The 10,365-nt window shown below is 73.0% G+C and carries 9 protein-coding genes; 5 read left to right on the top strand and 4 right to left on the bottom strand.

The window, feature by feature from the left end; genetic code table 11:
- On the bottom strand, nt 1-1,296 hold a 1,296-nt coding region (locus tag NBZ85_RS20945; RefSeq protein ID WP_261562449.1), incomplete at its 3' end, for a PP2C family protein-serine/threonine phosphatase.
- Nucleotides 1,297-1,816: 520 nt separating this feature from the next.
- Between NBZ85_RS20945 and NBZ85_RS20940 the strand changes: the two genes are divergently transcribed.
- Both NBZ85_RS20940 and NBZ85_RS20935 read left to right on the top strand, forming a co-directional pair.
- Complete coding sequence (locus tag NBZ85_RS20940; protein ID WP_261559219.1) at nt 1,817-2,995, top strand: ABC transporter ATP-binding protein; 1,179 nt, start codon at nt 1,817-1,819, stop codon at nt 2,993-2,995.
- A complete protein-coding gene (locus NBZ85_RS20935; RefSeq protein WP_261559218.1) occupies nt 2,992-3,777 on the top strand; it encodes a DUF2705 family protein in 786 nt (261 codons plus the stop codon). The genes NBZ85_RS20940 and NBZ85_RS20935 overlap by 4 nt, the downstream gene beginning before the upstream one ends.
- A 91-nt stretch (nt 3,778-3,868) precedes the next feature.
- Here NBZ85_RS20935 and NBZ85_RS20930 read toward each other — a convergent pair whose 3' ends face one another.
- Nucleotides 3,869-4,666, bottom strand: coding sequence for an aldo/keto reductase (locus NBZ85_RS20930; protein WP_261559217.1), 798 nt, complete (start codon nt 4,664-4,666; stop codon nt 3,869-3,871).
- A gap of 123 nt (nt 4,667-4,789) precedes the next feature.
- Between NBZ85_RS20930 and NBZ85_RS20925 the strand changes: the two genes are divergently transcribed.
- On the top strand, nt 4,790-5,059 hold the full coding sequence (locus NBZ85_RS20925) for a type II toxin-antitoxin system TacA family antitoxin (RefSeq protein ID WP_261559216.1): 270 nt from the start codon (nt 4,790-4,792) through the stop codon (nt 5,057-5,059).
- Nucleotides 5,060-5,141: 82 nt separating this feature from the next.
- Nucleotides 5,142-5,630: a GNAT family N-acetyltransferase gene (locus NBZ85_RS20920; RefSeq protein WP_261562448.1), complete on the top strand. Its 489-nt coding sequence runs from the start codon at nt 5,142-5,144 to the stop codon at nt 5,628-5,630.
- A 3-nt stretch (nt 5,631-5,633) separates the two neighbouring features.
- Here the strand turns inward: NBZ85_RS20920 and NBZ85_RS20915 are convergent, their stop codons facing one another.
- Together NBZ85_RS20915 and NBZ85_RS20910 are read right to left on the bottom strand one after the other, a co-directional pair.
- A complete protein-coding gene (locus NBZ85_RS20915; RefSeq protein WP_261559214.1) occupies nt 5,634-7,976 on the bottom strand; it encodes a hypothetical protein in 2,343 nt (780 codons plus the stop codon).
- A gap of 143 nt (nt 7,977-8,119) precedes the next feature.
- Nucleotides 8,120-9,565 (bottom strand): MATE family efflux transporter, encoded by a 1,446-nt coding sequence (locus tag NBZ85_RS20910; RefSeq protein WP_261562447.1) that lies wholly within the window; start codon nt 9,563-9,565, stop codon nt 8,120-8,122.
- 142 nt (nt 9,566-9,707) lie between these two features.
- Here NBZ85_RS20910 and NBZ85_RS20905 point away from each other — a divergent pair.
- Nucleotides 9,708-10,365: glycosyltransferase (locus NBZ85_RS20905; RefSeq protein ID WP_438803098.1), on the top strand; the 658-nt coding region annotated here is incomplete at its 3' end.

Below are 10,365 nucleotides of genomic sequence, written 5' to 3'. Positions count from 1 at the left end.
GGGAAGGACGGGTGGGGCCGGCCGGAGGTCGGCGCCGAACGGCGGGAGGGCCGGGGCGGTCATCGCCCTGGCCGGCCCGGCCCGGCGCAGCAGCAGCGCGTCGGGGTGGCCGGCGTTGACATAGTGCAGTTCCCCGCTGCGCGGATCGATGACGGCGATGATGGCGGTGGCGAACATCTCCTCGGTCTCGCCGAGGTTCTCCACCGCCCATTCCACCGCGGCCGCCGGGCCCACGCGGGTGGACAGCGCGGCGTCGAGAAGCTGCTTGAGCCGCAGGGCGAAGACGCCCGCGGCGGCGCCGTGGCCGGAAACGTCGCCCACGACCACGGCGACGCACCCGTCGGGCAACTCGAAGGCGTCGTACCAGTCCCCCGCGAGCTCCCCCTGGGCCGGATCGACCCGGCCGTGCAGCATCAGCCCGCGGGCGCGCAGCAGCGAGGGGGTGAGCGCGTCGCGCAGCGCGATGACGGCGGGGCCCTGCTGCGCGAGGGCCTCCCAGGACCGCTCGTTCTGCCGCACGAGGCGCACGAGCTGGGCGCGCATCGTCTCGACGTCGGCCGCGAGGGCCACGATCTCCGCCGGGCCCACCGAGGGAATCCGCGTGTCGTAACGGCCGGCCGCGACGGCGTTGACCGAGCGCTGCAGGGCGCCGATCGGACGCAGCAGCCAGCGGCGCAGCACAACCATGAGGGTCACCAGGACGCCGAGAATGACGAACATCGCGCTGGCGAGCGAGCTCAGCAGCAGCACGGAAGCGCTCTCGACCCGGCCGGACGCCTCGACCTGCTCGCGGTCGATCTGATCGGCGAGGCGGGCGGCCTGGCGGCGCAGCTCGTCGAAGTCGCGCCGCGCGCTCGCGCGGACGATCCCGGCGGCCTCGGCCACGTCGCCGCGGGCCATCGCGGCCAGCTCCGGTTCGACGACGTCGTGCCGCCAGGTCCCGTAGGCGGCATCCACCCGGGCCCGCTGCGCCCGCAGGTCAGGGAGGTCGGCCAGCAGATCATCCAGCCGTGCCGTGAGCACGGGCACCGAGCGCTCGGAGTCGTCGAACGGCGTGAGGAAGCCGCGGTCACGGGTCGCGATGTAACCGCGCAGTGCGCTTTCCTGATCGACGAACTCAGCAAGGAGCATCGCGGTGGCCGTGGCTGCCGGGTCCAGATGTTTGCCCCGCTCGGCGGCGGCGTTGCGCGACCGCAACGCGGAGGCCACGGCCAGCACGAGCATCATGATGATCGCAATGCTCGCGAGCAACGTCAGCGTCCGGATGCCGCGCCGGAGGCCAGCCGTTTCGCTCACGCCAGGATTGTCGTCCACTCGTCGGGGGCAGGTTGTGGCGGGTGACCGGGACCCCAGGTCCCGAGTGATCGACCCAATCTCCCGGCGGGCGGCCCGTGGCCGCGACCGGACGGGCCCGGCACACCCCGTCAGCCGAGCAGGAAAACGACCCAGGGCACCGGAACATCACCGACGCCGCTGCCTCGTCAGCCGCCAGAAAACCACCCCGGCGGCCTCAGGCGCGCAAGGCGGACTCGGCCGGTAATAGCGGAAAAAGAGGGTTTCGCCCATCCTCGTCGAACCCGACGCGTGATGAGCTCCGTCGACGGGAAAACACAGAATGGAGCCGCGGAGCCGGAACCCCGCCCGCGGGCGGGTCGTTGGCATCCGTGGACGCGGCGCCCCCTGACTTTCGCGAGCGCACGTTCCCCGACCAGGCCGCGAGCGCACCCGGGCCGCCCCGGTCGCACGACCGACGCTCGCCGTCGCGGGGCACCCAAGCCGAAGGCATTTCGACACACAGGGTGGGAGCAGCACAAGGATGAATTCCGGTTCGGCCACCGACCCGGCCCACGCGCACCACCGCCCGGCCGACCCGCCGGCCGCCTCGCCCGCCGTCATGAACGGTGCGGCGGGCGTGGCCCGCTCCGACACTGCGATCTGGACCCGCGGGTTGACCAAGCGCTACGGCACCCGGCGGGCCGTCGACCATCTCGACCTGCAGGTGCCCCGCGGGGCACTGTCCGGCTTCGTCGGGCCGAACGGCGCCGGCAAGTCCACCACGCTGCGGATGTTGCTGGGCCTCCTGCGGCCCTCCGCCGGGCACGGGCACGTCCTGGGCGAACCGATCACCGAGCCGGACCGCTACCTGCACCGAGTCGGCGCGATGATCGAGGGCCCGACCTTCCACCCGGGCCTGTCAGGCCGGCGCAACCTCGATCAGCTCGCGATTCTGCGCGGGATCGGTGGCTGGCACCGGGCCCGCCGGCAGCGCCGCGTCGAGGAGGTCCTGGGGCAGGTGGGCCTGGGCGAGCGGGCCGACGACCGATTCAGCTCGTACTCGCTCGGGATGAAGCAGCGCCTGGGCATCGCCGCGGCCCTGCTGCCCGACCCGTGCCTGCTCATCCTGGACGAGCCGACGAACGGGCTGGACCCGGCGGGCATCCGGGAGATCCGGGCGCTGCTCGGCCAGCTCGCCGGCGGGGGGATAACCGTCTTCGTCTCCAGCCATCTGCTGACCGAGGTCGAGCAGATCTGCGACCACCTCGTCATGATCAACGGCGGCCGGATGCTGTTCCAGGGGCATGTCACCGACCTGCTCGCGGCCGAGGACCCCCGCATTCTGCTGATCCCCGAGCACGATGCCGACGCGCGCCGGCTCGCCGGGCTGCTCGGCGACGAGGGCCTGCGGGTCGAGATCGATCTACGCAACGGCCCCCCGAGCGCCTCGGCCGCCCAGGGCCGCTGGCCGGTCGTCACCGCGCACGCCCCGGAGGGCCTCGCCGCGCACCTCAACCGGCTCGCGATGCACGCTGGCATCACCCTGCGCTCGCTGCGCGCCCACCGGCCCAACCTGGAGGAGACGTTCCTGCGCGTCACCGGGGAGATCGACGGCGACCTGGTCCGATCCGCCCAGGCCGGCCAGGAGCCGGACGGCAGCGTGCCGCCGCCCGCGGGCGCCGGGCTCGACCCGGCCCACCGCCGGGGGGGTGCAACATGATCGCGGCATTCCGGGCCGAATGGGTGCCCCTGCTGCGGCCCAGGTTGCTTGCGGGCACACTCGGTGCCGTGGTCGCCTGCGCCGTCCTCGGCACCGTGCTGACCTTCTTCTCCGTCGGGCATCGGGACTTCGACGGCGATCCGGTCACCGCCGCCGCCCTGTCCCGGCCGGACGGCCTGCTCCAGGGGGTGCAGGCCGTCAGCATCCTGCTGGGGGTGGTGGCGCTGTCGGTGGTCGCCGCGTCGCTGGCCGGCGATCACAGTCACGGCACCCTGCGCAACCAGCTCGTCGCCCAACCGCACCGGGCTCGGCTGCTCGCCGGCAAGCTGCTTGCCCTGTCGACCTTCGTCGTCGTGATCGTCGCGGCAGCCACGGTCGTCTCGGTGGGGCTGTCGTTCCTGCTCGCGCCGACCCGAGGGGTGTCCACCGCCGCCTGGAGCGGTGGGGCAGGGCTGGCCGAGCTTGGCTCTGGCTTCGTCAACCTGTGCCTCGGCTCACTGGGGTACGCGGCGATCGGGGCGCTGGCCGCGATCCTGCTGCGCGGGCCGGCGGCCGCAATCGCCGTCGCGCTGGCCTACGCGCTTCCGGTGGAGATGCTGATCTCGCGCATCTACCGTCCGGCGCATTCCTGGCTGCCGGTCCAGCTCATGCAGGAGATCGCCACCGGTGGCGCCGCATACGCCATGCCTTACGCCGACGCCCTGCTGCGCGGGGTGCTCTACGCGGGCGTCATGCTGCTGCTCACCCTGGTGATCTTCCGAAGGCGGGACATGACCGCCTGAGCGCCCCGCGGCGGCGGCCGCCAGGTGCCGATGCTGAAGATGCCAGTGCCCCGAGGACGTCAGTGCCCGAGGACGTCAGTGCCCGAAGACGTCAGTGCCCGAAGACGTCGGAGTCCAAAGCGTCGGCCTCGCCGGCGGCGCCGCGATCCAGGCCGGAGATGGCTGCGATCTCCTCGGCGGTGAGGCTGAAGCCGAAGACGTCGATGTTCTCCGCCAGCCGGGCCGCGCTGGCCGACTTCGGCACCGCCACCACGCCGAGCTCGACGTGCCAGCGCAGCACGATCTGCGCGGGGCTGCGGCCGTGCGCGGCGGCGATGCGGGTGATCACGGGTTCGTCGAGCAGGCCGGTGCCGGCGCCCAGCGGGCTCCACGCCTCGGTGACGATGCCGTGCTCGGCGTGGTAGGCGCGGACCGCGTCCCGGCCGAGCCGCGGGTCGAGCTGGATCTGGTTGACGTCCGGGGCCACCCCGGTCTCGGCGAGCAGCCGGTCCAGGTGGGTCGTCTTGAAGTTCGACACGCCGATGGCCCGCACCTGGCCGTCCTTCATCAGCTCGACGAGGCCCTTCCAGGCGTCGACGTACCGGTCCCGCCACGGGTTGGGCCAGTGGATGAGCAACAGGTCGACATAGTCGAGCCCCATCCGCCGGGTACTCTGCGCGACCGCCCGGCGCACCCCCCGCACGCTGTGCGAGCGCTTGTTGAACTTCGTGGTGACGAACAGCTCCTCGCGGGTCACCCCGGCGCCGCGCACGCCGGCGCCCACCCCCTTCTCGTTGCCGTAGTTGTGGGCGGTGTCGATCAGCCGGTAGCCCAGCCCGATCGCCTGCTCGACGACGCCGCAGACCGCGCGGTCGTCCAGCGGCCAGGTCCCGAGCCCGAGCAGCGGCATCCGAGCGCCATGGGCGAGGGGGACGGTAGGAACAGGCGAAGGCGGCACGGCGCGCTGACCTTTCTGTCACGATGAGGCGGACCCAGCGAGCGGACCCGGACGCGCGGAGAGCAGACTGCCAGCATGAGTGCCGCCAGGGACGACAGACTCGCCGTACAGCTGCCCGCGGACGAGGCGGGCCTCATCCGTTCCGCCGCGGAGGGTGAGGGCATGTCCCTCGAGGATTTCGCCGTGGAGGCGATGAAGCGGTACGCCCAGGAGGTGCTGGCCGACCGGCGGTTGTTCCGCGTGCCGGACACGGACTGGGGCGCCTTCGAGGCGCTGCTCGACACCCCGTCGGCGGACACCTCCCGGCTGCGGCGGCTGCTCGACGACGAGCCGGGCGCGGAGTAGTCCGCCCGCCGTCCACCGGCAGCCATCCACCGCCCACCGCCTCCCGACCGCGCCCCCGACCCGGCAAGAAGGATGTCACGCAGTGCCCCTGACCAAGCCCGCGGCCCTGACCGAGGCGATGGACCGCACGATCTTCAACAGCGGGGACGACCTGCTCGACGGCTGGTTGCGTCATCACGCCCTCGAACACCAGCAGGACCGGACCACGAACACGTTCGTGATCCTCGATGCCGGCCGGATCGCCGGCTACTACTGCCTGGCGACGGCCGCCGTGGAACGCATTCCCGGCTCGCGCCGGCGTTCACGGCGGCCGACCGAGCCGGTCGCGGCCATGTTCATCGGCCGGCTCGCCGTCGACCTGCGCCACCAGGGTCGCGGCATCGGCGCCCGGCTCGTTCGCGACGCGGTGATGCGCTCGCTCACCGTGCATCGCATGGTCGGGCTGCCCCTGCTGCTCGCCCATGCCAGGCGGGTACCCGGGCGCGACTTCTACCGTCACCTCGGCTTCCGCGATGCCCGGTTCGATCCCCATCTGCTGGCGCTGCCACTGCGCGCCGCGGCGGCCGGCTGAGCGTCAGTCGTCGCCGAGCAGGACGTCGAGATCGACCCGCATCAACCACTGGTCGAGTTTGAACGGCGGGTAGGGCCAGGGCAGGCCGTCGAGCACCATCTGGTTGACGGGCAGCCACAGGCTGCGCCGCAGCGGGTCGATCGCGCCGCGGCGCACCCCGACGTAGCGGGTCGACGGGCCGCGCAGCATGTTCAGCCCCACGTCGATGGGCTGCCCGGTGCGGAAGGTCATCCGCGTGCCGCGCCCCGCCGGCCGCACGACCTGCACCAGGCCGTCGAGGCCGGCCAGCAGGACCGCGCCGGTCCGCGGGTCGAGGGTGATACTGCGGACCAGGCCGCCCTGGTCGGTGCCGGCCACCAGGTAGTCGGGCTGGTTCGCGATGCCCCAGGTGTCCACCGGCCAGTTGCCGGTCGCCGGCGTGCGGGTCACCAGGCCGCGTTCGCGGCCGAGCTTCGGGTAGACGGCAACGGTTTCGGCGCGCAGGCCGTCGATCTTCGTCCGCGCCACGTAGAGCGTGCCGTCGGCGCCGAACACGGCGGACTCCATCCGGGAGCCGTCCTGAACCGCGCGCACCGCGGTGCTGCACGGGGTGATGCTGCCGCGCGACGCCGAGTAGGAGAACTCCTGGATCGGGAACGGCTGGGTGCTGTAGTCCAGGCCCCGCACGTCGCTGATCAGAACGAACCGCTCGTCGTCCGGTTCGCTGGTCGGATCGGCGACGACCTCCCGCGGGTTGACGACGAGCCCGATGCCCAGCGGCCGGACCTCCGGATACTGCCAGTGCGCCAGGACGTGGCCGGCGGGGTCGACGACGAGCAGCGCCCCGTTGTCAGTTCCACCGGCGCCCTTGCCCAGGTACTGGGTGATGACGAGGTGCCCACTGCGCGGCAGGCGCGCGATGGAAGACGGCCCGCGCGAGGAGCGCGGCTGCAACGGCCCGAGCACCGGGAAGGCCTGCGCGGCGACGTACGGCGGGGCCGTCGTGGCGAGCTGCGCCGCTGTCCAGGACTCCTCCTGGTCGTACACCCACCGTTGGCCCTGCTGGTCCCGCCGCAGCTGGCCCACGCTCGGCAGCTCCCCGTCCAGGGCCGTGTTCCAGCCGAAGTAGGGCATCAGCGAGGTGAAGAGCACCCGCTGGGCGCCGTCCGGGCCGGGCGCGACGATCACGTCGGAGGTGTCCCCGCCCCCGACGCCGCGGTAGATCGGATCGAGCCGGGGCAGGCTCAGGCGGCCCTTCGTCGACGGGATCACCAGCCGGGTGAATCGCTCGATGTCCGGCTCGAAGACCTCGATCTCCATGTCGGTGCCGGTCAGCTTCGACTGGTCGTCGGAGAACGGCGTGGTCGTCACGAACACGGTGCCGTCGGCCGCCACCGCGGACATGAACGCGGCCTGGCCGGGTCCGAAGCCCCACCCGGGCACCTCCGTGACCCGGACCGTCGACTGGCCGCTGTCGAACTCTCCGAAGGAGCCGGGCGCACCGTAGATGGTCAGCAGGTTCTCCGGCAGCCTCGTCACCGAGCCGGCCGGAACCGAGGGACCTGCGGTGACCCCACCGACCGGGGCGGACGGCTGACCCCGGGGCAGACCTCCTGGCACCGACCCCTCCGACGACAGCAGCCGCCCGGCGATGAGCCCGCCACCCGCGGCCGCGCCAAGCCCAGCGGCGGTCACGAGCAGCCGGCGGCGACTCGGCCGGGTGCGCTCCGGGTCCGCGGCGCCGGCGCCGTCTGGAGCCGCGCTCGGCTCGGGCGGCCCCTTCGGCGGGTCGGCGCCGGGCAGCTCGGCGGCGCCGATCCAGGTGGCCTCGGCGGCACGGTCACGCCGGCCGGCCCGGCCCCGGCGGCGGGCACGGCGACCGTGTTCGGAAGGGTCCGGGTCACCGCCGATGGGAATACGGGCACGGCCCGGCAGGGTGTCATGGTCGTGGCTGCCCGAACCGCCGTCGTCGCTGTCGCTGTCGGCATGACTCTTCCCGAAACGGACCTGCCTACCGATCCGGACCTGCTTGCCACGGCCGGGCAGGGTGTCGTGGTCGTCGGTGTCGTGGTCGTCGGTGTCGTGGTCGGCGGGAAGGCCGCCCTGGCCGGTGGGGCCGCGATCCCCGGCCTCGCCGGCCGGCGCCGCAGCGTCCGGGGCGCCGACGGCCGGGCCGGCAGCGCCCGGGGCGGCATCCGGGCCGGCGGCGTCGGCGCCGGTGTCAGGGGCGTCCGGAGCCGCGGCGTCGGAACGGCCTGCGCGGTCACGGCCGTCGTGGGCGTCCCTGCCGCGACGACGGCCATATCTACCGACTGTGGTGTGCCCGCGCTCACCGCCGTCGGCATCCGAACGGATCTTGGCTGGCATGTGCGGTGGCCTCGCCTCTCAACGCCGGTGGGGCCTCTCAAGGCCGGTGGGTGGGGGACCCCCGGCCGAGTAGGACGACCGTATCCGACGGATCAGAACGACATATCGGACATGGTCCAAGGTCCACGCCCGTCCGGGGGCGCCTAGACCGGCGCGGGAAAGCCTTCCTCAGGTCGGGCTTCACTGATCGACGCGGCGCCGCGCGGCGCCTCCTCGCCACCCCGCCCGCCATCCCCGACCGTCCCGCGGGCCGCCTGCCGGTCGGCGTGATGGAGCTGGACCACGAGCAGCCCGACCGCGAGCGCGGTCACCGACTCGGCGGCGAGCGCCGCGGTGGCCGTCGCCATCGAGCCCCCGCCCGCCGAGACCAACGCCCCCGCCGTCGCCACCGTGGCGACCGCCAGCACCCCGACCACCCGGCGCACCCCCGCACCGAGCAGATAGGTGGTGAACATGAGCGTGACGGCCAGCAGCGTCATGCTCAGCGCCAGCACCCACAGCGCAGAGGCAGCGCCGGTCAGGTGGGGACCGAAGACCAGGCCGATCAGCCAGTGCGCCCCGACCAGGCCGATCCCGGCGAGCAACAGGCCGGGCGTGACGACGAACGCCAGAGCCACCGCCAGGGTCGCCCCGGCCCCGCGGCCCTCCTTGCGCCGCCGGGCCGCCTCGGGCAGCAGGAAGTTGGCCACCGCGAGCCCGATGAAAACCGGCACCTTGCAGGCCGTCGAGATCGCCGCGTAGCCGCCCACCCCGTCCGTGCCCAGCCAGCCGACGATGACGACGTCCATGTTCTGGAGCAGGGCCAGTGGGATGAGCGCGCCGAGCGCCACGGTCGTGTCGGCGATGACGCTCTGGCGGGCGCTGGCCCGCGGGGCCGGGATCGGCACCGGGATCGGGCCGGTGGCCGGTGCGACACCGTCCTCGGGCAGCGGCACCGACCACCGGCGGGCGGTGGCCGGACGGGGTAGCCGCGGGGTGCGGGCAACGGCCCAGCGCGCGTGTTCGGCGCCCACGACCACACCGATGACGATGCCGAGCCCCGCGCCGTTGACCCCCATGCCCGCGACGACGAAGGCGATCACCAGGCCGATCCGGACGAAACCCTCGACCACGAAGTTCACGGCCAGTCGCTGGTAGGCACCACGCGCCTGCATCAGACCGCGCTCGACACACAGCAGCGTCCACAGCGCGGCCCCGATCGTGGCCTCGGCGATCGCCACCGGGTGGGGGTAGGACATCAGCGCCGCCGCCGGCCTGGACAGCACCAGGGCGGCGACGGTGGCGACGACTATCCCGATACCGCAGGCACCACGCAGCTGGCGGATCCACGACCACTGCTCGCGGCGGGTGTCCCCGGTGCCCGACGTCTCGTGCTGCACGACGGCGATGAGCAGGGCGTTACCGGCGACGGACAGGATCAGGAAGATGCTCACCTGAACGGACACGGCGCCGTAGGAATCGGAATCCAGCGTGCGCGCGACGATGAGATTCATCAGCAGGTTACAGCCGTTGACGAGCATGCCGGCGACCGCCAGGGCTGCCGGGCCGGCCAGCAGGCCGGACACAGCCTCTCGCGAGGGCTTCGCCATCAGTCTCCCCACCGGGCCCGGAACACGTCGATCACCCGCGACAGAACATCGGCCATGGTATGCGCCACTGATTTTTCCGACATCTGTAGGTTGCAGGCGAACATGCTAAGCCCTGTCGATCGGCCGGAGAGGAACGCCACTGGTGATCGGAAGCCCCAGCACGCCGCATCCCACCGGGCTCGGGGAGCACCGGTACCTGTCCATCCTTGCCGGCCGGCACGTGGTGTTCCTCAACTGGCGTGATCAGGACCACCCTCAGGCCGGCGGGGCCGAGCTGTTCTGCCAGTCGATCGCCGAGCGGTTCGCGGCGGCCGGCGCGCGGGTCACGCTGCTGACCTCCCGGCCGGCCCGGGACGGGGGGAAGGCGCTCCCGGTGGCCGAACACGTGGCCGGGGTGGACGTCCGCCGTGGCGGTGGCACCTTCGGGGTGTATCCGTCCGTGCTCGGCCGGCTGGCGAGCCTCGGGCGGGCCGGGCACCGCGTCGACGCGGTCGTCGACTGCCAGAACGGGATCCCGTTCTTCAGCCCGCTGGTGCTGCCGGCGTCCACGCCGATCGTCCAAGTGCTGCACCATGTCCACCAGAAGCAGTTTCCGCTGTACTTCCCGGGCCCCGTGGCCAAGGTCGGGCAGTTGCTGGAGGCGCCGGGCAGCCGGCTGGTCTACAGGCGCCGCCCGGTGGTCGTCGTCTCCCCCTCGACCCGGGCGGAGGCGCGCGAGGTGCTGAGCCTGCCCGGCCCGCGCTTCCTCGTCCCCAACGGCGTGACCGCCTCCGTCCCCTCCGCCTCCGTCCCCTCCGGCG

The organism is Frankia tisae (assembly GCF_025403405.1).
Lineage (GTDB): Bacteria > Actinomycetota > Actinomycetes > Frankiales > Frankiaceae > Frankia > Frankia tisai.
This window is presented reverse-complemented; position numbering and strand designations above follow the sequence as displayed.

Coding starts and splice junctions, on each gene's coding strand:
- NBZ85_RS20940 (WP_261559219.1), top strand. CDS start 1,817: ATGAATTCCGGTTCGGCCACCGACCCGGCCCACGCGCACCACCGCCCG.
- NBZ85_RS20935 (WP_261559218.1), top strand. CDS start 2,992: ATGATCGCGGCATTCCGGGCCGAATGGGTGCCCCTGCTGCGGCCCAGG.
- NBZ85_RS20930 (WP_261559217.1), bottom strand. CDS start 4,666: ATGCCGCTGCTCGGGCTCGGGACCTGGCCGCTGGACGACCGCGCGGTC.
- NBZ85_RS20925 (WP_261559216.1), top strand. CDS start 4,790: ATGAGTGCCGCCAGGGACGACAGACTCGCCGTACAGCTGCCCGCGGAC.
- NBZ85_RS20915 (WP_261559214.1), bottom strand. CDS start 7,976: ATGCCAGCCAAGATCCGTTCGGATGCCGACGGCGGTGAGCGCGGGCAC.
- NBZ85_RS20910 (WP_261562447.1), bottom strand. CDS start 9,565: ATGGCGAAGCCCTCGCGAGAGGCTGTGTCCGGCCTGCTGGCCGGCCCG.